General features: G+C 38.7%; 25 protein-coding genes and 1 pseudogene. 14 read left to right on the top strand and 12 right to left on the bottom strand.

From position 1 onward, the window contains the following. Positions 1-4: 4 nt before the first annotated feature. The 10 genes from SLS51_RS10795 to pilM form a co-directional block, all read right to left on the bottom strand. Complete coding sequence (locus SLS51_RS10795) at positions 5-709, bottom strand: phosphoglycolate phosphatase (protein ID WP_323838169.1); 705 nt, start codon at positions 707-709, stop codon at positions 5-7. Beyond that, complete coding sequence (gene rpe / locus SLS51_RS10790) at positions 699-1,379, bottom strand: ribulose-phosphate 3-epimerase (protein ID WP_323838167.1); 681 nt, start codon at positions 1,377-1,379, stop codon at positions 699-701. The genes SLS51_RS10795 and rpe overlap by 11 nt, the downstream gene beginning before the upstream one ends. Positions 1,380-1,439: 60 nt before the next feature. Further along, complete coding sequence (dam, locus tag SLS51_RS10785; RefSeq protein ID WP_323838165.1) at positions 1,440-2,252, bottom strand: adenine-specific DNA-methyltransferase; 813 nt, start codon at positions 2,250-2,252, stop codon at positions 1,440-1,442. A gap of 84 nt (positions 2,253-2,336) precedes the next feature. Beyond that, positions 2,337-3,263 carry an SPOR domain-containing protein gene (locus SLS51_RS10780; RefSeq protein WP_323838162.1) on the bottom strand — a complete coding sequence of 309 codons (927 nt, stop codon included), beginning with the start codon at positions 3,261-3,263 and terminating at the stop codon, positions 2,337-2,339. 292 nt (positions 3,264-3,555) lie between these two features. Next, a complete protein-coding gene (aroB, locus tag SLS51_RS10775; protein WP_323838160.1) occupies positions 3,556-4,656 on the bottom strand; it encodes a 3-dehydroquinate synthase in 1,101 nt (366 codons plus the stop codon). Between the two features lie 47 nt (positions 4,657-4,703). Continuing rightward, the gene (gene aroK / locus SLS51_RS10770; protein WP_011144496.1) at positions 4,704-5,225 is read right to left on the bottom strand and encodes a shikimate kinase AroK; all 522 of its coding nucleotides are present in this window, start codon (positions 5,223-5,225) and stop codon (positions 4,704-4,706) included. Positions 5,226-5,594: 369 nt separating this feature from the next. After that, complete coding sequence (pilQ, locus tag SLS51_RS10765; RefSeq protein WP_323838155.1) at positions 5,595-6,629, bottom strand: type IV pilus secretin PilQ; 1,035 nt, start codon at positions 6,627-6,629, stop codon at positions 5,595-5,597. Continuing rightward, entirely contained in the window at positions 6,622-7,167 is a 546-nt protein-coding gene (locus SLS51_RS10760; RefSeq protein ID WP_323838154.1) for a hypothetical protein, read from the bottom strand. Before SLS51_RS10760 ends, pilQ begins: the two co-directional genes overlap by 8 nt. Further along, positions 7,154-7,705 carry a PilN domain-containing protein gene (locus SLS51_RS10755; RefSeq protein WP_323838152.1) on the bottom strand — a complete coding sequence of 184 codons (552 nt, stop codon included), beginning with the start codon at positions 7,703-7,705 and terminating at the stop codon, positions 7,154-7,156. Before SLS51_RS10755 ends, SLS51_RS10760 begins: the two co-directional genes overlap by 14 nt. 2 nt (positions 7,706-7,707) lie before the next feature. After that, the gene (gene pilM, locus SLS51_RS10750) at positions 7,708-8,538 is read right to left on the bottom strand and encodes a pilus assembly protein PilM (protein ID WP_323838150.1); all 831 of its coding nucleotides are present in this window, start codon (positions 8,536-8,538) and stop codon (positions 7,708-7,710) included. A gap of 119 nt (positions 8,539-8,657) precedes the next feature. Here pilM and mrcA point away from each other — a divergent pair, with 119 nt between their 5' ends. Next, positions 8,658-11,186: a peptidoglycan glycosyltransferase/peptidoglycan DD-transpeptidase MrcA gene (mrcA, locus tag SLS51_RS10745; protein ID WP_323838148.1), complete on the top strand. Its 2,529-nt coding sequence runs from the start codon at positions 8,658-8,660 to the stop codon at positions 11,184-11,186. 43 nt (positions 11,187-11,229) lie between these two features. On the opposite strand, the gene nudE is transcribed toward mrcA, so the two are convergent. Next, positions 11,230-11,778, bottom strand: a complete 549-nt coding sequence (gene nudE, locus SLS51_RS10740; RefSeq protein ID WP_323838146.1) for an ADP compounds hydrolase NudE — start codon at positions 11,776-11,778, stop codon at positions 11,230-11,232. Positions 11,779-12,134: 356 nt separating this feature from the next. On the opposite strand from nudE, the gene SLS51_RS10735 reads away from it, so the two are divergent. The 4 genes from SLS51_RS10735 (at position 12,135) to pckA (ending at position 17,527) form a co-directional block, all read left to right on the top strand. Beyond that, positions 12,135-14,321: an intracellular growth attenuator family protein gene (locus SLS51_RS10735; protein ID WP_323838143.1), complete on the top strand. Its 2,187-nt coding sequence runs from the start codon at positions 12,135-12,137 to the stop codon at positions 14,319-14,321. Between the two features lie 55 nt (positions 14,322-14,376). Continuing rightward, positions 14,377-14,793, top strand: a complete 417-nt coding sequence (gene hslR, locus SLS51_RS10730; RefSeq protein WP_323838141.1) for a ribosome-associated heat shock protein Hsp15 — start codon at positions 14,377-14,379, stop codon at positions 14,791-14,793. A gap of 22 nt (positions 14,794-14,815) precedes the next feature. Next, on the top strand, positions 14,816-15,688 hold the full coding sequence (gene hslO / locus SLS51_RS10725) for an Hsp33 family molecular chaperone HslO (protein WP_323838139.1): 873 nt from the start codon (positions 14,816-14,818) through the stop codon (positions 15,686-15,688). A gap of 219 nt (positions 15,689-15,907) precedes the next feature. Next, positions 15,908-17,527 carry a phosphoenolpyruvate carboxykinase (ATP) gene (gene pckA, locus SLS51_RS10720; protein WP_323838137.1) on the top strand — a complete coding sequence of 540 codons (1,620 nt, stop codon included), beginning with the start codon at positions 15,908-15,910 and terminating at the stop codon, positions 17,525-17,527. Between the two features lie 48 nt (positions 17,528-17,575). Here the strand turns inward: pckA and SLS51_RS10715 are convergent, their stop codons facing one another. Continuing rightward, a complete protein-coding gene (locus tag SLS51_RS10715) occupies positions 17,576-18,271 on the bottom strand; it encodes a pirin family protein (RefSeq protein ID WP_323838135.1) in 696 nt (231 codons plus the stop codon). Positions 18,272-18,990: 719 nt separating this feature from the next. On the opposite strand from SLS51_RS10715, the gene SLS51_RS10710 reads away from it, so the two are divergent. From SLS51_RS10710 to SLS51_RS10675, 9 genes and pseudogenes are all read left to right on the top strand, one after another. Then, positions 18,991-20,328: a sensor histidine kinase gene (locus SLS51_RS10710; RefSeq protein WP_323838133.1), complete on the top strand. Its 1,338-nt coding sequence runs from the start codon at positions 18,991-18,993 to the stop codon at positions 20,326-20,328. After that, entirely contained in the window at positions 20,328-20,954 is a 627-nt protein-coding gene (locus SLS51_RS10705) for a response regulator transcription factor (RefSeq protein WP_323838131.1), read from the top strand. Before SLS51_RS10710 ends, SLS51_RS10705 begins: the two co-directional genes overlap by 1 nt. A 107-nt stretch (positions 20,955-21,061) precedes the next feature. Then, the gene (locus SLS51_RS10700) at positions 21,062-21,550 is read left to right on the top strand and encodes a GlcG/HbpS family heme-binding protein (protein ID WP_323838129.1); all 489 of its coding nucleotides are present in this window, start codon (positions 21,062-21,064) and stop codon (positions 21,548-21,550) included. A 129-nt stretch (positions 21,551-21,679) separates the two neighbouring features. Then, positions 21,680-21,826: pseudogene (locus SLS51_RS24660) on the top strand (ISAs1 family transposase); the annotation flags it as partial. A gap of 348 nt (positions 21,827-22,174) precedes the next feature. Then, positions 22,175-22,288: a lariocidin family lasso peptide gene (locus SLS51_RS24655; protein ID WP_439126873.1), complete on the top strand. Its 114-nt coding sequence runs from the start codon at positions 22,175-22,177 to the stop codon at positions 22,286-22,288. 265 nt (positions 22,289-22,553) lie between these two features. After that, the gene (locus SLS51_RS10690) at positions 22,554-22,868 is read left to right on the top strand and encodes a hypothetical protein (RefSeq protein ID WP_323838127.1); all 315 of its coding nucleotides are present in this window, start codon (positions 22,554-22,556) and stop codon (positions 22,866-22,868) included. After that, on the top strand, positions 22,852-23,331 hold the full coding sequence (locus SLS51_RS10685) for a lasso peptide biosynthesis protein (protein ID WP_323838125.1): 480 nt from the start codon (positions 22,852-22,854) through the stop codon (positions 23,329-23,331). The genes SLS51_RS10690 and SLS51_RS10685 overlap by 17 nt, the downstream gene beginning before the upstream one ends. Next, positions 23,318-25,234, top strand: a complete 1,917-nt coding sequence (locus tag SLS51_RS10680) for an asparagine synthase-related protein (protein WP_323838123.1) — start codon at positions 23,318-23,320, stop codon at positions 25,232-25,234. Before SLS51_RS10685 ends, SLS51_RS10680 begins: the two co-directional genes overlap by 14 nt. A gap of 2 nt (positions 25,235-25,236) precedes the next feature. After that, positions 25,237-26,853 (top strand): ATP-binding cassette domain-containing protein, encoded by a 1,617-nt coding sequence (locus tag SLS51_RS10675; RefSeq protein ID WP_323838121.1) that lies wholly within the window; start codon positions 25,237-25,239, stop codon positions 26,851-26,853. The last annotated feature ends 4 nt before the right edge of the window (positions 26,854-26,857 follow it).

The raw sequence follows: 26,857 nt of genomic DNA, 5'->3' as shown, positions 1-26,857 counted from the left end.
TTTATTATGCTTCCTGAAGTTTTAAAGATGGGAGTCCAATGATGGATAGCAGATCCGAAAAATTCGTTAATATGCAATCTGGATTGCTTAATGCAATAGATTCACCGTAGTTATATCCATAAGTTAAACCAACACAAGGGCAACCAGCCGCTTGTGCTGCTAAAATATCATTACGGGAATCACCGACAAAGAGCAGTTCTTCCTTACGCAGTCCGAATGTGCCCATTGTTAAATAAATAGGTGCCGGATGTGGCTTTTTCTCTTTAACATCATCACCACCTAACACTAATGAAAAATATTCACTGATGTCTAAAGAAGCCAACAGAGGAGCAATGAAAGGTGTTGGTTTATTGGTGATGATACCCATTGGCAAGTTGTGTTTTGCCAGTTCAGCCAATGTAACTTTGACTTCCGGGAACAGTTGGCTGCCTGTTGTTACGGTTGTTTCATAGAAACGGTCGAACAGTTCACGGGTTTCTTTATGCAGTTGGGCAGTCAATTTAACTTTGGCCCATGTTAACGCACGTTCGACCATAATGTCTGCGCCATTACCTACCCAAGCAGCAACCCGTTCTTTTCCCGCAGCAGGGAGACTTTTGACTAACAGCGCCTGATCCAGTGCATCAGCCAAACCACCGGCGCTGTCTACCAGTGTGCCGTCCAGATCAAAAGCGATAGCACGAATACCTTTTAATACCTTACTTGCCATGAGATACCTTTGACAATTCACTACGCATATTATCAATAACAGTTTTGTAATCAGGCTGGCTGAAAATGGCTGAGCCAGCAACAAACATATCTGCCCCTGCGGTTGCTGCTGCAGCAATATTGCTAGCTTTAATGCCACCGTCTACTTCAAGACGAATATCATAACCGCTTTCATCAATGATTTTACGAACCTGACGCAGTTTCTCTAGTGTTCCAGGGATGAAAGATTGACCACCGAAACCAGGATTGACCGACATCAATAGAATGATATCCAGTTTATCCAGGACATAATCAAGATAACTCAGAGGCGTTGCAGGATTGAATACCAAGCCAGCTTTACAATCATGCTCTTTGATGAGTTGTAAACTGCGGTCAATATGCTCACTGGTTTCTGGGTGGAAGGTAATGTAAGTTGCTCCTGCTTTGGCAAAATCAGGGATAATGCGGTCAACCGGTTTTACCATCAAATGAACATCGATTGGTGCCGTGATACCATAATCTCTTAGAGCCTGGCAGACCATAGGCCCGATAGTCAGGTTAGGGACATAATGGTTGTCCATTACATCAAAGTGAACAACGTCAGCCCCTGCTGCCAGCACCTTAGCTGTATCTTCACCCAGCCGCGCAAAATTTGCAGATAAAATGGATGGGGCAATCAGAAAGTCTTTCATTATCTTCTCCAAATCGTTTCTATCATCCCTTAATTGCGAGGCAAAAGGGGAGTGGATAAATCAGCGATATAATGCCAAAAGTTCGTCTACCTTACTGCGGGCAAGGATATTCCTGCTGATAGTACGACGGGCTTTGACAATATGAAGTGAAGCCTGATAGTACCATTTTCGCGTCATTGGCGTATCGTGGTTGGATATCAAAACAGGAATTGCACGTTCTGATGATAACTTAAATGCAATATTTGCCAAATTTTCCTGATCTGCAATGTTAAAACTATTGGTGTGATACGCCGTAAAGTTCGCTGTTGCTGACAAAGGAGCATAGGGGGGATCGCAATAGATAACCGAGCCTTTATGTGCTTCGTTCAACGTATGTTGGTAGTGCTCACAGATAAAAGTCGCATTTTGGGCTTTTTCAGCAAACCAGTGTAATTCTTCTTCAGGAAAGTAGGGTTTTTTATAACGGCCAAAAGGTACGTTAAATTTACCATGAGAATTATAACGACAGAGGCCGTTGTAACAATGGCGATTGAGATAAAGGAATAACACGCTGCGATGGAACGGGTCAGCGCTTTGGTTAAATTGCTCCCGTAACTGATAAAAATGTTCGGCTGTATTGTATTCTTGGGTAAACAGAGGCTGTGTGTGGACGATAAACTCATCAGCCCTGAGTTTTACTGTGTTGTACAGGTTAATCAGGTCGCTGTTGATATCAGCGAGGATATAGGAATCGTAGTCTGTGTTCAAAAAGACAGAACCTGCGCCAACAAATGGCTCTATCAGACAACTACCGGCTGGCAGATGACGTTTGATATCATCTACCAACGGGTATTTTCCACCGGCCCATTTTAAGAAAGCGCGTTTTTTTTTCATGCTGTCAATTAATTACTCAATCATTCCAGAGCCGCAGATTGTACTCTGTTTAGGACAGCATATCAGCGCCTAATAAATATTGTTTTATTTTCTTAGGTCTTGTTGCACTTGCTGCATTGTTCTAACCCAAGGTTTTTTCACCTGAATCTCGGCCGGTAGAGATGAAACAGCCCGTTTAGCTTCAGAAACGGAACGGTAATCACCATGAATTAAAACAAACCAAACTTTTCCATTACGTTTAGTTTCATAAACTTTGTAATGGGTAAGATTATGCTTTTTAGCGAAAGCGGTCAGTGTATCTGAGCGGCTGGCACTACTTAATTGCAAAGTATAGTGGTTTGCCGGGGTTTTTAATTGATCACTACTGGTGCTACTGACCACATTGTTTTTACTGCTAGCATGATTTGTCGATGGTTTTGATTTAGCCGGTGTTTCTGATTTCAGTGGACGGATATTTTCTGATTTCTGCTGTACCGCTGGTGGCGGTATTACTGGCTGTGATTGTTGGGCTTGATTCAGATTCTGTACTGCGTGATTTATATTACTTTGTTGTTGAGTCAGTGCATCAGGAATATTTCCTGGTAATTCAATGCGCTGATTTTGGGTTTCACCATTGTCAGTTTGAAGCTGATGAGGTTGAGTTGAAGTACCACTGACAGGAGGAACATTGATTTCCTGTGGTCTGTTGATTGTATCCGTGGTGGTATTCTCTGATGTTATGGATTGATTGTCATTATTGTTGGATGATGAACCTGATAAATCAATATTCTTCTCGGCAACATTTGGCGATTGCTGTTTTTCATGTTCAGTTGGGGCTTTTAAGGCAGAACTGATAGCAATAATCAGCAGTAGCAGCACTAAAATCCCAATGCCGAGCATCATTTGCTGACGTGAAACCGCAAATTTGGGTTTGTTTAATGGCTGACGCGAGCGTGAAGGACGGCGATCTGAGGTATCTGGTCTAAACTCGTTATTTGCTCTTTGTTCATTTTCTGATTTGAATTCGTCCATATGCCCTCCAAACAGAGCCAATACTGTCAATTGCAATTTGAAGTCAGTCCGGCAGGCTGACTTAACGAAGATAGAAATTTGTCTGATAGAGTCGTTATTTTATGACACAACAACCAGATGTATGCAAAAAAACATTTATACCCGTTATCTTTCAAGTTGCCTCTTTGTTGGCTGCGCTCACTCACCCCAGTCACATAGTTCTCTATGCTCCCGGGGATTCGCTCCCTTGCCGTCGCGATCCATCTTGAAATCCATAGGGTATAATACAATAAGCGTACAACTTACTTAAAATTTACATATTTTCATACGGTAAACACTGACGGATAGCGTCAAGAACACAGTTGTGTTCAATATCTGAGCGGAGATCAGCTTTACCTATTTTTGTTGGAAGAACCAGTCGTAATTTACCTGCTATAACTTTCTTATCTCGCATCATATGTGGGAGGTAGGCTTCTGGTGGCATGTTTTGTGGCCCGTGCACAGGCAGATTTGCCCGCTCCAACAATCGGATAATACGTTGAGTATCCTGTTCAGAGAAATTATCAACAAGCTGAGCTGTTCTTGCTGCCATGACCATTCCGGCGGCAACTGCTTCCCCATGTAACCAGACACCATATCCCATTTCTGTTTCGATGGCATGACCGAAGGTGTGACCAAGATTCAGCAGGGCACGCAAGCCACTCAATTCTTTCTCATCTGCTGCGACAACTTCAGCTTTCAATTCGCAGCAACGACGGATGCAGTAAGCCATTGCTTGGTTGTCAAGAGTCAGGAGTTTATCCATATTATCTTCAAGCCAGCTAAAAAATGCGCTGTCAAGAATGATACCGTACTTGATGACCTCTGCCAGACCGGAAGAGAGTTCGCGGGCTGGAAGCGTTTGCAGGCAATTAAGATCGACCATCACAGAGACTGGTTGATAGAATGCACCTATCATATTCTTGCCAAGGGGATGGTTTACTGCGGTTTTTCCTCCGACAGAGGAATCAACTTGGGCAAGAAGGGTGGTAGGCATTTGAATAAAATGAACACCACGTTGATAACAGGCAGCGGCAAAACCAGTTAAATCACCGATTACGCCGCCACCGAGAGCGATAAGCGTTGTGTCCCGGCTATGGTTATTTTCTAGCAAGGCAGAAAATACGTCATTTAATACAGAAAGAGATTTGTACTGTTCACCATCAGGTAGAATCACTTCATCTACCCGAATCCCAGTTTGCTGCAAGGTGGCTTTTACTTTTGCCAAATACAGCGGAGCTAGGGTTTGATTCGTCACCAGCATAACTTGCTGGCCTGCTTTTAATGGTGCAAAAGCAGAAGGATCGTCAAATAGCCCTTTTGCAATGGTAATTGGGTAACTACGTTCCCCTAAAGTGACAGTGATCTTTTCCATAAGCAGCCTTCGCCTTAATTATTTATCGCTGTACAGACTTGCTTGAATCAGTTTTTTTCCAGTAACTCAATGATTTGGTTAGCGACAACTTTAGCGCTCTGTTCATCGGTACGGATAGTGACATCAGCAATTTCCTCATACAGAGGATTACGTTCGTTCGCTAAATTTTCTAAAACTTCACGTGCTGGTGCATCAACTTGAAGTAAGGGACGTTTTTTATCGCGCTGAGTGCGTGCTAACTGTTTTTCAATGGTGGTTTCCAAGTAGACCACGACCCCACGGGCAGACAGACGATTACGGGTTTCTCTGGATTTCACAGAACCTCCGCCAGTCGCCAGTACAATGCCTTGTTTTTCAGTGAGTTCGTTAATCACTTTTTCTTCGCGTTCGCGGAAGCCTTCTTCGCCTTCCACATCGAATACCCAGCCCACGTCAGCTCCGGTACGTCGCTCAATTTCTTGATCGGAGTCATAAAACTCCATATTGAGTTGCTGAGCTAACTGACGACCAATAGTGCTTTTGCCGGCACCCATAGGCCCAACCAGAAAGATATTACGTTTCTCTGCCATGTTTTTGGTATTACTAAGACTATTCGTTAATGATAACCCGCCCCGCTAATCAAATCAGCAGCGGGACCTAAACTGAAACCTCATGAGCGGTAATGTGAGATCAGATAACAAAATTATCTCAGTACATCAGCCAGTTTTGCAACTATATAAATCAACGACGAGCTTTTTGTGACGGAAGCTCTGGTTTCATTGGCTGATTATTGTGATGTTAAACCCGACCACTCAATTAGTTAACTCTTGTATGCTAAATCGGACTCAGCGTCAAATCTATAAACAGGATTAGTTGGAAAAATCTGCGCATCATCATACGGAATAGTTAAGTTTTTTATATCCAACTCACTGATATAATGGTTATATTTTTATTTTTGATCAAATGTCCATCAATTGAGGTGTAATAAATATGACTAACTCACGTCGGCTGTGTTTATGACCTTTTTGGTTAAATAACGAGCCGAGCAGTGGGATGTCTGATAGATAAGGCACCTTCTGGGTTTGCTCGCTTTTTTTCTGTTGAAAAATTCCACCGAGAATAAGTGTTTCACCATTTTTTACAGTAACTTGAGTTATTATTTCTTGTTTATCGATGGTTAAATTTTCACCTCCTCCTTGACTTATTGAGATCCCTGGCATGTTTTGACTGATTTTCAGAGAGAGCCTGATTTTGTTTTTTCTCAGTATATGAGGGGTAACTTCCATTCCTAGTACGGCTTCTTTAAATTGCACGGTACTTTTCTCTTTTTCTTGGCTGACGTAGGGAATATCAGAGCCTTGTTTGATGCTGGCTAGCTGTTGATGTGAGGCAGTTAGTCTTGGACTGGCGATAATATCTAGTTGGTTTTCTTGTTCTAAGGCACTGAGCTCCATTTCCAGCAAACTGGTGTGAATGCGGGCAATATTGAACGCAAATCGATGCATGTTATCGTTGGCTGCTTGGTTGATATTGAGGCGGTTTATACCCGTTGATGTATTAATCTGCTCTCCTATCGGCATACCCCAGTAAATACCGAGTTCATGTAATGCTTCTCGGCTGCTAGTCACAATATGTGCTGTAATCTGCACTTGCTGCTGTGGTGTATCTATCTCTTTCAGCCAGCTTTTTATCTGTGCGATGGCGATGTGGGTATCCTGTAAAATCAGACTGTTAGTTTCAGGATCAAAATCAACTTTACCCTCTTTTGTTATCAGGGCGGGCGTATTTTGCCTGAGATTCATGGCGATTCTTTCTGCGTCTGCATAGTGTAATACGGTTGAGAGGGACTGAATTTCGGTCTCATTGACTGATTGATCAAATAACTCAACCGATTGCTCTTCCGTCTCTATCATCGGGGGAGCAAAAGGATTTCTTATTTCTGCAACAACAATAGCGGGCAGAAAAAGGATAAACAGAATAAATTTTTTAGTCATAAAATTCCTCATGTGAGGTTTCTGACAGGGTGATTTTGACGTTTAGGGATTCACCTGATGGTGAAATGGAAAGCTGTTTAATCAGCAGCGGTGGATATAACGTTTGTAACGCTTCAAGAAAACTCAGCATCTGTTCGTAGTTCAAACAAATTGTGATTTGCCAGAGCGTTTTTTCCCCTTCTTTTTTACGTTGCCACTCAAGAACTTGCGCACCAGAGTTTATCAATGGCTGTTGTAATTGTTTTATTGCGGTAATTTTTACCGCATTTTGTCGTGGCTTACTGAGTTTATTTTCTATTTGGTTAATGTGTTGTTGTATATCTTCCAATCGTGGTAGCTGATTTAGTCGTTCATTGGCTACTTTGGTATTGATTTGTTGGGCGGCTATTTTTTGTGTCAGGCTATTTCTCTGTTCAGCTTTTTCTTGCCAGAAGAAAAGATAAAACAGAATCAGAAATGGCATGATAATAGCTTGCTGCCAGATAAAGAGCAGCCAGGTTGGTTTGGCAAACCACCATAGATAGTCACTTTTTATCATCGGATATCTCCGTCTGCCAGTTAGCGTCAATAATAAATTGCCTGATTTGTTGTTCGGTAGTGGTCATCTTTTTTAGTTGAATTTCAGACAATTGCCCGTTGTTTTCAAGATTATCCAGCAGAGACGTCATACTGGAATAATCCAGACTATTCGCAACCAGTTTTAATTGACCTGCCTGATCATCGAAAGCGGTTAACCAACTTCCTTCCGGTAATAATTCAGGTAATTCATTAAATAATTGCCAATGTTGTTGGTTCTGTTTCAGCCACGTTTGTTGTTGTTTTAATTTATAGGCCAGTTTGTTGTGAAGATTGACCGCCTCCTCTGTCTGGGTTATCTGTTGTTGCAAATATAATTGTTGCTGGTTGAATTGCTGCCATTGTCTTTGATACTGGTTAATCGTTTCCTGTTGTTTTAATAACATCCAGACGAGCACTGTCAGCCACAATATCAATTGCAATAAGAGAAGAATCGCCCACCAACGATAACGATGTCTTAGCCGGGTTTGGCGCCAAGGTAGAAAATTAACCTGATACATCGTTACTTATCATCCGGTCTGAGTGCTAAACCACCGGCTATCACATATTCCATCAGTTGAATTGGCAGTGGTGGTTGATAGTGACGAAATGCTGTCAACATATCCCAAGAGTAAGTTCCTTCAGGTAGGGCTTCTTGTTGGTAGCTACTGTAGTAAACCGGTTGTTCAGCCATAGATGAAGCAGATAATTGACGGATAATCTGCTGTGGAGAAACAGCCGTATTTGCTGATACTAGATCATAAGCGAAGGGGACATTGGCAGGAGATACCCATAGCCAACCAGATTGTTGCCGGTGTAACAGCCAACTATCAGCGGGAACGCCGGCATATTGCGCGATATAGCGTAGGGCACAGGGGGCTATATCAATGGCGTCTGGAAATATTCCTGCTTGTGCAAGACATTGTAGCCAGAGGTTGAGATCTTTCTGGCGAGCGGCGCTGATGTAGGCGTTTTGTTCAATAATACGGTAATCCAGCGCCAGTTCTCGGGTATTAAAGGGAAATTGTTTTTCGGCACTGGCGTTGATAAACCAGCCTTGTTCCGGCTCTTTAAGATTGATATCTGGAGGTAAAATCAGACTCCTCTGCAACGTTTGTTGTACAGGTAGGGCGAGTCTGAAACTGATTTTTTTAGGTAATTCTTGGCGCCATTGATTTAAAATATCACATAATATTTCTGGCCGTTGTAAACGGCCCTCTGGCATGACCGCATCAGATAAAAGATATTGCCAGCAGTGGCGAAGCTGCCAGCCATCTCGGCGTTTTATAGCTGCGACGGCGCGAAGGATGCCATTTTGGATGTCCAATCCGACATACCATTTTGGTGAATACATATATCGATCTCCATATCAGTAATTTTAATAAAAGACCATATTCAAGGTGCTGTGTAACCTTTATACTACGCGCCGATTGTTTATAAACCACCCGACTAACGTGGCATGGGAAATTTCAGGTGAAGTTCGTAAAGTATTTTCTAGTCTTTGTCGTGAGTTGCATTTTTCTGGGAACGGCCTCGATTTTTGGTATGTACAAATATATCGAGCCTCAGTTACCTGATGTGGCGACATTAAAGGATGTTCGATTACAGACACCAATGCAGGTGTTCAGTGCAGATGGCGAGCTTATTGCTCAATATGGTGAAAAGCGCCGTATGCCTCTTGAGCTGTCCGAAATTCCACCCATTATGGTGAAGGCGTTCATTGCAACGGAGGACAGCCGTTTTTATGAACATCACGGGGTTGACCCTGTAGGGATTATCCGGGCAGCCTCTGTTGCGATGAGTTCAGGTCATGCATCACAAGGGGCAAGTACCATTACTCAGCAACTGGCGAGAAATTTCTTTCTCACTCCTGAGAAGACGTTGATGCGTAAAATCAAGGAAGCTTTTCTGGCCATCAGGATTGAGCAATTGCTGAATAAAGATGAGATCCTCGAACTCTATCTCAATAAAATTTACCTTGGTTACCGGGCTTATGGTGTTGGGGCTGCGGCTCAAGTTTATTTTGGTAAGAGTGTCAATGAGTTGACACTGAGTGAAATCGCCATGATTGCTGGTTTGCCAAAGGCACCTTCTACGTTTAACCCGCTTTATTCTTATGGCCGAGCGATTAACCGCCGGAATGTGGTTCTGAGCCGTATGCTCAATGAGGGCTATATTACTCAGCAGCAATATAATCAAGCTAGAAGTGAAAAGTTGGTTGCTAATTACCATGCACCTCAGATTGCTTTCTCTGCGCCCTATTTGTCCGAGATGGTGCGTCAGGAGATGATTGAGCGTTATGGTGAGAATGCTTATACCGACGGTTATAAGGTTTATACCACGATTACCCGTAAACTTCAGTTAGCTGCCGTGGATGCGGTTCGTAATAACCTCATTGATTATGATGTGCGTCATGGCTACCGTGGGGCGCAGGAAGTTTTGTGGAAAGTGGGCGAACCTGCTTGGGATCGGGAACAGGTTGTTAAGAAGCTTAAAACCTTACCAAGTTATGGGTCGTTAATGCCGGCTGTAGTGACCAGAGCAGGTAGTGATCAGGCGATAGTGATGTTGCCTGATGGCAGCAGTGTAGAATTGCCCATAGCGGGTGTCCGTTGGGCCAGAAAGTTCAAATCTGATAGTGCACAGGGTGCGGTACCTCGTAGTGTGAATGAAGTGGTTCAAGTGGGTGAACAGGTTTGGGTTCGGAAAGTAAAGGATATTTGGTGGTTGGCACAAGTGCCGGAAGCTAATGCTGCTTTGGTCTCTATTGATCCGAATGATGGTGCGGTGAAGGCGCTGGTTGGTGGGTTTGATTTCAACTTGAGTAAATTTAACCGTGTCACTCAGTCATTACGTCAAATTGGTTCTAATATTAAACCATTTCTCTATACCGCAGCGATGGATAAAGGGCTGACATTGGCTTCATTGCTGAATGACTTACCAATTAGCCGTTGGGATGCAGGAGCTGGTACTGACTGGCGTCCGAAAAACTCACCACCGACTTATGTTGGGCCAATCCGTTTGCGTCAGGGATTAGGGCAATCGAAGAATGTTGTGATGGTTCGAGCAATGCGAGCGATGGGAGTCGATTATGCCGCTGATTACCTGCAACGGTTTGGTTTCCCGGCACAAAATATTGTACGTACAGAATCTCTGGCTTTGGGATCACCATCATTCACGCCAATGCAAATGGTACGAGGGTATTCGGTCATGTCCAATGGTGGCTATCTGATCGATCCTTACTTCATTACTAAGATTGAAAACGAAGATGGCGATGTTCTCTTTGAGGCTAAACCGAAAATTGCATGTCCGCAGTGCGATATTCCAGTCATTTATGGGGATACGGTACGTTCAATCGAACTTTCTGAAAACTCGATTGAGAATGTTGCTCAATCTCATGTCAGCCAACAAGAGATATTACCGTTACCTGAATTGGAAAGAGCACCGGTAATTGATAGCCGTGAAGATGCGCAAGAATATGCTCCTCATGTTATCAGTACTCAGTTGGCATTTTTGATCCATGATGCTTTGAATAGCAATATCTTTGGTGAGCCGGGTTGGTCTGGTACGGGTTGGCGTGCCTCACGCGATCTGAAACGTCGTGATATTGGTGGTAAAACTGGGACAACTAATAGTTCAAAAGATGCTTGGTTCTCAGGTTATGGGCCGGATATTGTCACGACGGTTTGGATTGGTTTTGATGACCATCGTAGAAGCCTTGGCCGTACAGCAGCCAGTGGCGGTGAGGCGGGTGCTAAGAGTGCGCAGCCAATTTGGGATGATTTTATGAAAATTGCACTGGAGGGGGTTCCTGAAAAAGAAGTCACACCTCCTCCGGGGATTGTTTCTGCCGTGATAGATCGTAAAACAGGTAAACTTGCTGGCGGCGGCGGAGATACCCGCAGTGAATACTTCATTGACGGCACTCAACCTACAGAAAGTGCGGTGCAGGAAGTTGGCACAACTTTAATTGAGAATGGTGAAAGTCAGGAGCTATTCTGATGATAGCGCAGGCACAACGGAAGCGCTGTTGTGCCTGTGAATTTCAACGGTGTGTTAAGTATTTTTGTGCCAGAAATAGGGCGCAGACATTGCGCGCTTCGTTGAAATCAGCGTGATCCAGTAATGACATCATATCTGCTATTGGCCAACGTATTTGTGGTAGTGGTTCAGGTTCGTCCCCTTCCAGGCTTTCTGGATAGAGATTTTCGGCAATAACAATGTTCATTTTGCTAGAAAAATAGGATGGGGCCATAGTGAGTTTGGCTAATTGTTCTATGTTTCTGGCGCCAAAACTGACTTCTTCTTTTAATTCACGGTTAGCGGCTTCAAAGATACTTTCCCCAGGGTCGATCGCGCCTTTAGGGAAGCCCAATTCGTACTGCTCAATACCGACTGCATACTCACGAATAAGCAACAATTCATCCCCAATGACCGGGATTATCAGAACAGCTTCCCGATTGGCCGGACGCATCCGTTCATAAACGCGTTTTACACCGTTACTAAATTCGAGATCAACTGACTGAATATGAAATAAACGTGAATGGGCAATGTCCTCTATGTTGAGGATTTTAGGGTTTTTCAGGTCATTCATAATTGCCCCTGATGGTTTAATATTGGTTGAGTTGAGTGCCTGTGCATTATTACGTCATAAATTATTTCATTAACCTTATATTTTATGATGAAATTAGGTACACTCCATAGCTTGACTAAATATGGCCGATTATTTTGATAAATGATAGTGATTATCGCTGGTTATTGTTGTTACTGTTATCTTTATCCTCTTTGGAAATAGATCTATATTGTATATAGTTTAGCGCGTTATTATGTAACTCATTGTAAAATAAATTAAAAAATAAAAATAAATAGAAATAACCTAATTCAGAACTTAACGTGTAGTTGCTAATTTGCAAACAACAATAGCAAGATTGTCATAGGTATGGGGATAAAATGAGCGTAACAGTCGTTATATTGGCTATCTTGATAATTAGCCTGATTGTCATGGCTTCCTTTCTGATTTTCAAATGGAAGCTACATGATAACGCCCGTTATCTGCCTTCTGTTGCTGAACCAACCTATCGTAAACTTAGTGCTGATGAATACCAGGCTATTGAATGTTATTTGAATCGAGTGTTGCCGCCAGTTGTAACGGACCGTATTAATAAAACAAGTTGGCCAATTCTGATGGGTAAAAATGATATGGTTTATACTATCTGTCATTCCATTACCCGGTTTTCTGTTGCCTCAGATGAACGACATAGCTGGCGTTATTATATTGATATGGCAGAAATTCATTTGCCGTTTTTCCTTGAGCCTTTTATTAAACAGCAGAATATTATTGATGTTGTTCACACCGCGACAATACCATTGGTTATTTCGATTAATGGTCACTTTCTGAAAGATTTTCAACAGGATTTTCCTTCTGCTCCGGTAATCTCAGATATATCTCATCAGCAGGCATCGATCCAAAAAAATGGTGAAACCAGCGTAAAGTTACAAAATATTCGTAAAGAGACATTGGAAGAATACCGGTTGAATCACTCATCGGGTATTTGGGAGGGGGGATTTTTGTGTTTCGGATTTTTCATTTGGTTTCTTGCGTTACTTTCACCGGCACTGCTTTTGCCGTGGCTGATGTTGATTGCAGGTAGTTTAGTCGTTGTCAGTTTTTGGCCATTACTTTGCCCACTCTCAATATGCAGGCGCCAGGATATTCACTGTTTTACCGGTATACCCAAACGATGGGGATTATTTGGCGAATTTGAACAAGGACAAATGAGTAATATTTCTCTTGGTGGGATTGATTTAATCTATCCTCCTCATTGGGAGCCCTATGTTGATCACTATTTTGATCAGAAAACCAATATTGATATTTACACTAACGGTCAGGTAGTCAGGCAAGGGCATTGTCTCTCTTTGCATGATGAAGAGAAAAATTACCCTTATCGTCGTTATGGAAAAAATCTCATGATGATCGTTAGCTGCTTGCTTATTATGTTACTGCTCTATATTTATCAGCCGGTTAGTGTACCGATGAAACTCAGTTTTGCCTGGTTGCGTGGCAGCAGCACAAAAGTTATCACTGACGCTAATATGATGGAAGGGATGGAATTGCGAGTTGGGGATATCCTGAAAGCAAAAGGGGTTGGTATGTGTTATATGCCCCCAAACAATATGAACGGTAAAGGCGACACCTATTTTTCTCCGTTCGATTGTTCGGGGATATATTGGAATAGGGTTAATCCACTGCCAATACCAGAATCAGAAATTATAGAAAATGCAGCTAAACTGATTACAACTGTTAATAAACAATTACGTTTACAGGAAAATGGCGATGTAATAAATCCAGATTTTACTCAGGAGATTTTTAAATCTGGTATGATTTTATTGGATGATTTCTCTGATATTGTATTGAAAACTAAAAAATTATGTGAAAAAGAAACAGACTGTTCACGATTGAAAAATGCTTTGGTTAACTTGGGTAGTGCTAATGATTGGCTAACTTTGTTAAAGAGTGCAGAAAGTGGCAAGCTGGATGGTACTCATGTTTTATTGCGTCCGACAGGCGCTGAAGCTTTGGGGAAATTGGTTGATGCGACGACATCATCATTTATCTACCGGGAAATAGATAAAGTTGCAATGCTGCTTAATAGCCCTTCTCCTGGCGGTGTTCTACTTATCAGTGATGAAGGCAAACAACTGGTTGAGTATATAACGCCAGCCATCATCTCTTATGACCATCGTGTGTTGGAAGACCATAGTGCGTTGGAAGATCATAGTGTGTTGGAAGATCATAGTGTGTTGGAAGATCATAGTGCGTTGGAACAATGGCATGAGTTACAGCGGTTATCGGATATGGTATTGCAAACACCCTTTGAGACAACGGGAATTGTCACGGAATTGTCTGTAGATAGTAATGGAACCCGCCGGATTGTGTTGCATAGTGAACTAGATGCCATGACACTTGCTCGTTGTGTTGGTACCACTATTTTATTCTTGGCTCTTTTTACGACCTTAATCATTAATTTTGTGCTGGTTGTTAAGAAAAATAGGCAGAACAAACAACGTCTAAACAAAATCAAGCAATATTACGATAACTGTTTTAATACACTTTTTCCGCCTACACGTTGGCGATAATCGACAATGGTATGTTAGGCTTTTTTATTCGCCAAAGCTGATAGTGAGAGGAAAAATGAAGGGTAATTCAGACTCCGATCAAGCTATCCGTCTGGATAAGTGGCTGTGGGTGGCCCGCTTTTATAAAACACGGGCTATTGCACGGGAAATGATAGACGGTGGTAAAGTTCACTATAATGGTCAAAGAAGTAAACCGAGTAAATTGGTTGAACCAGGGGCTGAAATTAAACTGCGTCAAGGTAATGATGAACGTATAGTTGAAGTTCTTGCGCTAAGCAATCATCGGCGTGGGGCGCCGGAGGCGCAGCAACTTTATCAAGAAACGGAAGCGAGTATTGCTAACCGGGAAAAAATGGCAATTGCTCGAAAAATGAATGCATTAACTATGCCTCATCCTGATCGCCGACCGGATAAAAAAGAAAGACGCACGTTGATTAAGTTTAAGAACACCAAATTAAATGGGCAGGAATAACCTGCTCGAATGAGAGATATTTATGTTTAAACAAGACCAATTACACCGTTTTTTATTTGAGAATTATTCTGTACGTGGTGAACTGGTTTTAGCCAGTGAAACTTACCAGCATATTTTGGAAAATCATGATTACCCGCAGCCGGTACAGCAATTATTGGGAGAACTGTTGGTAGCAACTAGTTTATTAACTGCAACACTGAAATTTGATGGTGATATTACGGTTCAGATTCAGGGAGATGGCCCGGTCAAACTGGCTGTTATCAATGGTAATCATCAGCAACAAATACGTGGTGTCGCTCGTATTGATGGATTAGTGACTGAAAATAGCAGTTTGAAACAGATGGTGGGTACCGGCTATATGGTTATTACCATTACGCCAACTCATGGTGAGCGTTATCAGGGAGTGGTTGCGTTGGAAGGTGAAACACTGGCGGATTGCCTTGATGATTATTTCAGACAGTCTGAACAGCTACCGACTCGTCTATTTATCCGTACTGGCATTCAAGATGGAAGCGTTGCTGCTGGTGGTATGTTGTTACAGATTCTGCCAACAGCGGAACAGGGGAGTGCAGAAGCTTTTGATCATCTGGTGCAACTTACTGCAACCATTAAAGGTGAAGAGTTATTTTCATTGGAAGTTAAGGAGATCTTGCACCGCCTTTATCATGAGGAGGATGTCATATTATATGAACCGCAAGCGGTTGAATTCCGTTGTACTTGTTCTCGCCAACGTTGTGCTGACACATTAGTCACACTTTCCGATGAGGATGTTAATCATATTTTGCAGAAAGATGGCAACATTGATATGGCGTGTGAGTATTGCGGCACGCACTATATTTTTGATGCTGATGATCTTGCTGCAATCAGAATAGAAAAAAAGAACCGGCTCCATTGATATTCTATCTAAACACACTTTTTCACCTTTTAAGGCGCGGATCCGCGCCTTTCTATCAAATCCATCATAATACTCAAAACTGTTTTCGTACCTTTGGCCCAAGATCAAACTTAAAAAAATAGTGGGTTTTCAATTTTTTGATAACTATCGCTGTTAATTAATCATAACTATTTATTATTGCTCACAGAAAAAGCGTGACTACCCACCAGGAGCAATGACATGAGTGTTAAAGGCATTACCCCGCAGGAACTCGCGGGCTACGGAATCCATGATGTTAACGAAATTATTTATAATCCAAGCTATGAGTTGTTATTTTCAGAAGAAACCAAACCTTCACTCGAAGGCTGCGAGAGTGGCACTCTGACCAACCTGGGGGCTGTGGCTGTCGATACGGGGATCTTCACGGGTCGTTCCCCCAAAGATAAGTACATTGTTCGTGATGATATCACCCGTGACACCGTATGGTGGGCTGACCAGGGAAAAGGTAAAAATGATAACAAACCATTACAGCAGGAGACATGGACATATCTGAAAGGCTTGGTAACTAAACAGCTTTCAGGCAAACGTTTGTTTGTGGTTGATGCTTTCTGTGGTGCTAATGCAGATACACGACTGAAAGTCCGCTTTATCACAGAAGTTGCGTGGCAGGCCCACTTTGTTAAAAACATGTTTATCCGTCCGTCAGATGAAGAGTTGGCTGAGTTCAAACCAGATTTTATTGTGATGAACGGTGCAAAATGCACCAACCCGCAATGGCAAGAGCAGGGTTTGAACTCTGAAAACTTTGTTGCGTTCAACCTGACAGAGCGGATGCAGCTTATCGGTGGTACTTGGTACGGTGGCGAAATGAAGAAAGGGATGTTCTCTATGATGAACTACCTGTTGCCACTGAAAGGTATTGCCTCAATGCACTGTTCTGCCAACGTGGGTGAGAAAGGGGATGTTGCGGTCTTCTTCGGCTTGTCTGGTACAGGTAAAACCACACTTTCCACTGATCCAAAACGTAAGCTGATTGGTGATGATGAGCACGGTTGGGATGATGACGGTGTATTCAACTTTGAAGGTGGTTGTTACGCGAAAACCATCAATCTGTCCAAAGAGGCGGAACCTGATATCTACAATGCGATTAAACGTGATGCGTTGCTGGAAAATGTTACTGTACTGACAGATGGCACGGTTGATTTCAATGATGGTTCAAAAACTGAAAACACCCGTGTTTCTTATCCTATCTACCATATTGAAAACATTGTTAAGCCGGTTTCCAAAGCGGGCCATGCAACTAAGGTCATCTTCCTGACTGCGGACGCATTTGGTGTGTTACCTCCGGTATCTCGTTTGACACCTGAACAGACTCAGTATCACTTCCTATCTGGTTTTACGGCAAAATTGGCAGGTACTGAACGTGGTGTGACTGAACCAACACCTACATTTTCTGCTTGTTTTGGTGCCGCATTCCTGACTTTGCATCCAACCCAATACGCGGAAGTGTTGGTAAAACGTATGCAGGCCGCAGGTGCTAAGGCTTATCTGGTGAATACTGGCTGGAATGGGACGGGTAAACGAATCTCGATTAAGGATACCCGTGGGATCATTGATGCCATCCTAAATGGTGATATTGAAGAAACTGATACCATTACATTACCTATTTTCGATCTGGCGGTTCCGACAGCGTTGCCGGGTGTTGATACCGAAATTCTTGATCCACGTAAGACTTATGCAGATAAATCTCAATGGGAAGAGAAGGCGAAAGATTTGGCTCATCGTTTTGTCGACAACTTTGATAAATATACCGATACCCCGGCGGGGGAAGCTTTAGTGAAAGCGGGTCCTAAACTGTAATTGTCAATTCTTTAGCCTCATCCGTTAGGGTGAGGCTTAATTTGATATTTATGTCGGAGGAAGGTCAAACAACAATATTTCACTATCGTTGCTGCTGCTAAGTTGAAGATTGATTTCATCTCGGATAGCCAAACCATCGCTGGTGGTGGCTTTGACACCATTAACTGTCACTTCGCCACGAATGACTTGTATCCAAATATAACGGCCTTTTTCTGCGACATATTCGGCGGTTTCGTGATCCTTAAGTACCCAACGCCATAAAGTCATATCCTGAAATACTTTCAGTGAACCATCCCGTGCATCAGGCGAGAGCACCCGTTGGCGGTCTTGTACATCATCAAAGCGACGTTGTTCATAGCGCGGTGTTAAACCCGTTTTACTTGGGATGATCCAAATTTGATATAGATGTAATTGGCAATCACTGTTCGGATTGTATTCTGAATGGCGAATGCCGGTACCTGCGCTCATAATTTGGAATTCACCGGCAGGTACCCGCTCTTTATTTCCTATACTATCCTGGTGTTCAACGGTACCGGAAAGAACATAGGTCAGTATTTCCATATCTTTATGCGGATGGGTACCAAAACCTTGACCTGCTTCGATGAAATCTTCATTAATGACTCTCAATGCTGAGAAATTCATAAAATTAGTATCGTAATAGCTGGCAAATGAGAAGGTATGCCAGCTAGTTAACCAGCCATGATCGGCATGGCCGCGATCTGATGCTTTGCGTAAATGGATCATATTCAAATCTCCTCAATGGTTTTTACAGTCTAATTGAGAAGAGATAGCATTAAAGCTTAAAAACCTGACTTAAAAATTCAAATATTTTGAACAGTTGGTGATTGGGTTAATTAATAAAAAGAAGCCAGCACTTGGCTGGCTAAAGTAAACACTGGAAGCAATGTGAGCAATGTCGTGCTTTCATTTGTATCCTAAAGGCAGTTCATCTGAAAGCGATACGAATGATAATAATTATCACTATCGATTGTAAAGTGTTTTTTCTGGTCAAATATAGAATAATGGTGAGGATTTATCTTAACTGATTGATAAATATTGATATTTTTATAGATATCGGCGTGATGCCCAAGGGAAAGAAAACCCTTTCGCCGAGTTGATTGATTAGGTGATTACCTTAGATTATTCAGTAAATTTGACATGATATTAAGAGCCTTGACAGGGGTTACCGTAAACCCTTATTAGGGGGTCTATCTATCGAAATAATTTGATCAGGAGCTGAAACATGCTTAGACAAAATAAGCTAGAGCTGGAGTTTCATTTACCATAGTCAACTATTTATTTTAAAAAATGTTTTGATGAAATAATTACGCTATAATGAATTTTAATATGCTGCTCAATGCCACATGTTCTCTAAAATTCAACTCATCCTGTTTAATAGCCGTTTTCTTTATATATTCTGACTGTATTTTAACGTCATGAAAGATATCTTTTCAGGTAATTATATGTGGCATTTTTTGGCGTGGATTGTGTTAACAGGTTTGACTATTTGGGGAATGATTAATCATTCACTAAATCAGAATTATCAACAACAAACAGTTTCATTTAATATTCTTTATCGAGAGCTGAGTGAAAAGCTGGCACAACATGACGCGATTGTATCACTAACGGATACTAATATCGAATTAGATCAGCTACAGGAAAACTTTCCTCAAATCGTCGGATTACAAGAGATGCCAATGGAGGTATTAATATTCCCTATAATCAGTGAAGAGGGAAAGGGAAGATATTGGCTTAATAGTAAGCGCGATAGTATCCGGTTATTAATAGATCTTAATATCCTGATGAAAGATCTATCATTATTGTCACAATTTCGAATGGTACAACTGGATTGGGATAATCGCCCATTGATTACGTATGGACTGGAGAAAGAGCACTATTTTTGGAATTGGGAGAAAAAGTTAACCAATCGTCTTCAGCCTTTTGTGCTTAAAGTGGGTAACGATCAACAATGGTCTAAAATTCCGTGGGGTTATATTGTTTGTCTGAGTTTTTTATGGGCAGTGATTATCTGTTTTATCTTTTTAATTCAGAAGAATAAAAGGTTGAGGAAAATTTCCGATTTACGAGCACATTTCTTTGAATTTACCCGCTTAAATACAATGGATGAAGTGGCAACAGGTGTTGTTCATGAATTAAATCAGCCTTTGACGGCGATTATGAGTTATAACCAAACCGCATTGCGGTTAATGAAAAAGCAGCAATATGATAAAATATCTCCAATATTGGATTCATCAATTTTGCAAACTCAACGTATCGCAAATTTATTGACACAATACCGTCAAAAACTGACGGCCGGTAATATTATTTTACAACCTGTGAATATTCAAGCGATATTAGGTCGAGTTGAGATATTGCTCGAAAATGAAATTAAGGCCGGTAAAATCAAGGTAATAAAGCATATTTGTGATGAACTGCCAATGATATCTGCCGAGCCGTTGTGGATTGAGCAAATATTTCATAATTTAATCAGCAATGCCATTCAGGCAGAGCAAGAGCAAGGTCAGTCAGAATATCAAAATTGGATCTGCATTGATATCACCTATATCGATAACATGATAAAAATTGTGATAACAGATAGTGGCCCTGGATTAAGTGATGAAGCTTTAAATAACGTGTTTATTCCATTCTTCACAACACGCCAACAAGGTATGGGGTTGGGAATGACGTTAACAGAAACATTAATTCATAAACTTGGTGGTGATATTAATGCTGAAAATTGTGAAACAGGAGGAGCGCGTTTTATTATTTTGTTACCAACTAATAAAGGTAAGGAGAAATAATGGCGACAGTAATTTATCTTATTGATGATGATGAAGCGATCCGTGACTCATTATCTATGTTATTAGAAACAATGAATTGGCAGGTAAGTTCATTTCCTGGTGCACAAGAATTTCTTGATGAAATTGATAGCAAGAATATTGCAGCGCTTCAGGGATGTATTTTATTGGATATTCGTATGCCGGGAAAACCTGGATTGGCATTGCAGGCCGATCTTTTAAAACTCAATAGTACATTACCGGTTATTATCATGACCGGACACGGAAATATTGATATTTGTCGTCGTGCTTTTAAAAACGGTGCTTTTGAGTTTTTAACCAAACCTATTGATGCAGATTTATTAATTGAAACAGTTTCAAGTGCATTATTATTTCATCAGAAAGTATTTAGGCAACGTCAGATATATGAGCAGTTGAAAACGAAATTTAGCCAATTATCTGAACGTGAAAGGGAAGTGATGAAAATTATTTTGGAAGGTAAAACCAGCAAACAAATTGCTCAACAGTTATCGTTATCACCACGTACTATTGAGGTTCATCGTGCCAATATATTTCATAAATTGGATATACATTCTTTACCACAGTTAGTCAAAGAGTATGAATTATTTAAGTCATTATCTTATGACTAAGTATTTCTACTGAGTCGAATAAGTAATTGGCCGAATAGCTATAGCCGATAAATCTCATTAAGTTAGAACAGGATAATTCATCAACTTAAACTTAATGAGGTTTACCTATGAAACATTCTCTTTTCTATACTGTTTTGGCAGCAGGTTTATTCGCTCAATCTGCTTTTGCTTCATCACTAATTACTGAACATAATATTACTCTTGAGGTAGCAAATAAATTAGCTTCTGAAGCAATTCAATCTTGTGCGGCTAATAACTACAACGTAACGGTTTCTGTTGTTGATAAAAGTGGGGTTCTGAAAGTGGTTCAGCGTATGGATAAAGCCGGATTGCATACCGTTGATGCGAGCAAAATGAAAGCTTATACCGCGTTATCTACTCAGAGAACGTCAGAGGACGTAATGAAAACTGCGCAATCAAATCTTGGTGCTCAATATTTAGGGGATATTCCAGGCTTCCTATTACTTGGTGGTGGTGTTCCTGTTAAATCTAGTGATAATCAAGTGATTGGTGCAATCGGTATTGGTGGCGCTCCGAGTGGTTCTTTAGATCAACAGTGTGCTTTTGATGCAATTCAAAAGGTTTCATTGGACTAATCTATTATTATAGGGAGTTAATATCTTACAGGATAATATTTTTTCATAGGATGAAAAGTTAAAAATAAATTTAAGTTTCTTAGCAAAACCGTTGTAAACCCCCGTCCAGTGCGGACGGGGATATCGGGGAAAGGGGCGCTGGTTTCTATCGATGCTATGGAGTGTCAAACCCAGATAGCGCGGGAACTCCTTGATGCCGGGGCAGATTATTTGTTAAGTGTCCAAGATAATCAAAAACATCTCCACCGAGCGATTCAAAAGGCGTTAGAAACTCAACCGAGAAAATGTAGTGGAAAATATCGCGATATTGAAACGAATTGAATCGAATATACTGAAATAAGAAGGCAGAAAATTAAGTATAAGAAAGAAACGTATACGAGCCTGGATGAAAACTTAATTTCTGGAATAAGTATTATAAGCGGGATTTTCTAATCTGGATAATATTTGATCATTCATTGACGCCCCTTATGTTTTTAAGTTGAAATATAAAAATAACTCGCAATAGTCATAAAAGTGTCATAAAAATAATACAATTTAAGATAGATCTCTGATAAGAATTATTGTACTTTAACCTTGAACTTGATTTTAAGGTTCTTACATTAAAATTAATCTGGAGTATAAATTATGAAAACTCAAAAACCTTTAGTTAAGACTTATGGCTCATTTATTTCTATCACTTTACGTAAAAAAGCGGCACCTGCTGATGGTATGCATGCAAGAGGTGTTCGTCGCGGATAAACTTTAAAAATAGAGATAAGTAAGGAGCGCAGAAATTATATACCCTATGGATTTCAAGATGCATCGCGACGGCAAGGGAGCGAATCCCCGGGAGCATAGATAACTATGTGACCGGGGTGAGTGAGTGCAGCCAACAAAGAAGCAACTTGAAAGATGACGGGTATAAACCTTATTTATCTCTTATGATTTATTGTATGCACTATATACCCAATGGATTTCAAGATGGATCGCGACGGCAAGGGAGTGCAGCCAACAAAGAGGCAACTTGAAAGATAACGGGTATACATTGGAATTTACATTAGATATGAATAATACAGAAGAAAAATTCTTTATAAAGAAAAGTAATGTAATCTTTACAGATTTAGATGAACAAGAAATAATATTATTGGATAAAGATAATGATATATACATTGGGTTAATTGGTGCAGCAAAAGATATTTGGACTTGTAATATGGAAGTCATCTCAATATCTAAAATCATTAAGGAGTTACAAATAGATAATGATGCCGATTTAGATAACTTAAAAGAAGCCCTTTATTTATTAGAACAAAAAGGATTGATATTTGAATATACTATCTAATGAAATGAATATGCTTCTAAATATACATAAGTTTATCAAAGCAATGAGTATCTTAGAAAATAGCAATTTAGTTTATACAAGATTAAGCATGCAATTTTATGAAGATTATTTAAAAAAAAGACAGAAAAACAATATATTAGACCTTAATAAAAAAGTCTTCCATATAAAAAATTTTTTGAAAAAAATGCATGATAAAAATGGTATGTACAAAGAAGATAGTACTTGTTATACGCTATCACTTTGTATACAACTATATTTGTATTCAAATGGTTATGATTCAACATTAATTTATGGGTTAACGAAAATTGACCAAAGAATCTTTGGACATGCATGGATTGAATTAAAAGACTCTAGATTTAATAAAGAAGTATTTTTTAATCCAGGCCGAGTAGCTTTAAATGAAATGAAAATAATTGATTCTAAGATAATGGTTGAGGATTTATTAAATTATGTCTCTAAATAAAAATAAATCGTTCTGGATTGTCACAAATTTAGAAAATCAAAATAATGATATTTACGTTAGAAACGTAAAAAATTTCTATGAAAATTTGAGTGATAGCCATGATTTTATAAAATATCAAGAGCAAAATCATTGTTACATTGCTATATCTTCAAAAATCAAACCACTAATTAGTGATATAAATAACAAAAAAATCATTTTAGACGGATGGATAAAAGAAGAAAGTCTAAATTCAATCATAACAGGCAAAGAAAACAATGAAATATACGGAGAGTTCTCTCTAGCATATTTCAACAATGAAGGATTGAATTTTTTTACAGATTTTTATTCATCAATACCAATATATTACTTTCAGAATAAAAACCACTATATCATAACGAATGACATAAGGGCCATTATTGTATATAGCGAATTTACGGTAGATGTAAATTTTGAATCAGTCTTATATCACCTTGGTAATGATATTGCTATAGGTGAAAATGAATTGCCAGACAATAATACCTTCTTTATGAAAATAAAGAAGGTACCTAAAGGAAGCAGGTTAACTATAAAAAATAATAAATTATCAATAAAAGAAATTATTGATTATAATTTTGAAATTGATACATCAAAATTTATCAAAAAAGACTTTATAAGTCAGTTTAAGGAAAAATTTAAAGAATCAACAATAGATAGAATGAATAATGGTTTAACTGCAATTCATTTTAGCGGCGGATTAGATTCAGGAAGTATATTAGCAACAGCAATAGAAAACGATTTAAATTATTTATGCGTTAACATAGGTTTTAAAAATAATGATTTAATGTATAGTCAAGACTCGGAGATAGTAAAAAAAGTATCAAAACGTCTGGATAAACCTTCTTATATTTTATGGGCTGATAATACCTTAAGGTTTCAAAACAACTTAATAGATAACGATCCCCTGTTATATATCGATGGGCCAGAGCCACGTTCGAATAGTTTAGCATGCCTACAAGTAGATCAATTAATAAATGAGTTAGGTGCTGTTCAGGCAATAACGGGGGAGTCCGGTGATGTGATTTTAGGTGAACAATTTGATGAAGTAATATTAGATTCTTTAATTAAATTTGACTCTGCTAAAAATGCATTTAATTTATTTAAAATAATAAATGAACAGCAAAGAGTATCTCCTTACAATATAAAATATTATATAAATCTCTATAATCTTTTTTTATCTAAATTTAATAATAAATTAGCAAAAAGAACATATGTGAAGACACAGTGGAAAGATGAAATAGTTAAGGCTCCAGAATATATTTGTCAATCAAAAAATTTTTCAACTAACAAACTATACAGTGATCAATATAAAAATATGCTAGATGGACATAGGTTTATGTTAGACTTTTTGTGGCCAAAAGCCAGGTACTTTGATTCTTTGAGTTTAAACAGCTCTATGACTCATCCTTTTTTAGATTTAAGACTAGTAAATCTCGTTTTTAAAATACCACCGCATGAGCATTTATACATCGAATCAATTAAGTATGGTTCATACTTTTCAAGTAAAAGATTAGCCAGAGAATCATTCAAACAAACATTACCTGAAATATTTAAATTTAAAAAGGAAAAAACATCCTATGAAGGAATGACAAAAAAAATACTATTAAATTCCAAGCCAGGGTTAAATGAATTATTCCTTTCTTTTGATAGTTGTTTAGTTTATAAGATGGGATTAGTAGATAGAAAAAAATTCATAGAAGCTCTTACTATATATTTATTAAAAGCAGAAGATGGAAATTCAACCTTTGACGAAAATTATCAATTTATACACAGTGTCATTACTCTTGAAATATGGTTAAGAAATATTACTATGGAGAAGAATAAGCTTATTGAACGAATTAAACCAAGAAAAATCAACATGAAAATTGACGTTGAGAAGATTAATTAATTATGAATAAATATTTAATACCTAAAAATATCTTCAATATATTGTTAAATGGCAAAAAAAAATATTTAATTCTTATTGTGTTTTTTCAAATAGCACTAGGTATTTTACCTGCTGTTATTTTATATTTAATGGGTTCTGCAATTAACAGTTTAAATGATGAAAGCATATATTTAATGATAATATTATTTTTATGCATATTAGTTGTTTTTATTGAAATAATTGAAATTATTGAAGCAGTTGCATCAAGTATAATAAGTGATTTTGCTAAGAAAAACGTAAGAGAACTTCTAATAAAAAAATCCTCATCACCTAATAGTATAAACCATCTTAATGAAAAAGAATTTCAAAATAACTTTTATTTAACTGAGTTAAAAATAGATCATATATCAGATTTTATTGGCGATATTTCACAGTTTATGACTGGCTTTATAAGTATACTTTCAATTTCCACCTTATTGTTTAATTTAGATTGGTGGATACCTTTTACAATTATAATTGGAATGTTTCCTATTATTTATGCAAGATTCAAAGCCGAATCAAAAATTTGGGAAATTGAAACCCACTTTTCTTCTGAATTTAGTCATATATCTAAATACTATGAATGTTTAACCAGATTTGAATCCTCATATTCTATAAGAGTTGATAACTTTAGAAAAATTTTATTTTCAAAATGGGATTACACCTATAATCTAATATTGAATAAAGTATTTAAAGAGCGATTTAATGGGATTTTATTTTTAATATTTTGTTCTATACCGGGTTTATTTTTATTAATTTATACACTATATAAGACAAGAGACAGTATTGACCCTACACCTGGAAATCTAATGATTATATTCGGTTCTATTCTTCAAATTAGAACTAGTCTAACAATACTTATAGCCAATTTCTCACAACTTATTTATGGGCTTTTATCAACATTATCTCTTGATGAAATTGAAAACTCAAACTATCATTATAATGATATAGTATTTAGAAATGATGATGAAAATATTATATTCATGAAAAATGTTGATTTTTCATATAGTGAGAGCAAAGATAAAGTGTTAGATAACATCAATTTGAAATTCAAAAAAAATCACACATATATACTTGATGGTGAAAATGGAAGTGGTAAAAGCACATTTACTAATATAATTAGTGGGTTGTATTCAAATTTTTCTGGTGAAATTTTTTCAAATATTCAAACTGATAAAACATTGTATATTTCTCAAAATTTTAAACCTTTACCTATTACATTTAGAGAATTCATTGATCCTTTTAATAAATTCAACAATGATGAGATTATTAGGGTCTTACGTATTTTTGAATTAGATTTTATATCTGAAATAAACCTTAACTACTACCTAGTTGAAGGTTTTGAAGATTACTTAAAATTATCAGGAGGGCAATGGCAAAGACTTTTAATGGCAAAATCATATTTAAACTATTTTAATTACGAGCTAATTTTACTGGATGAAATAAATTCAGCGCTAGATTCAAAAGGTAACAATCTATTTTATATGCTTATAAATTATTTAAATTCAAAAACAACTTTAATCATAATTAGTCATAAAAAAATAGCAAGTCATTTAAATGTAAAGCCTATTAAAATTGAGCTTACTAAAAAAAGAAGATAATATT

It is taken from the genome of Photorhabdus africana, assembly GCF_035181445.1.
Lineage (GTDB): Bacteria > Pseudomonadota > Gammaproteobacteria > Enterobacterales > Enterobacteriaceae > Photorhabdus > Photorhabdus laumondii.
This window is presented reverse-complemented; position numbering and strand designations above follow the sequence as displayed.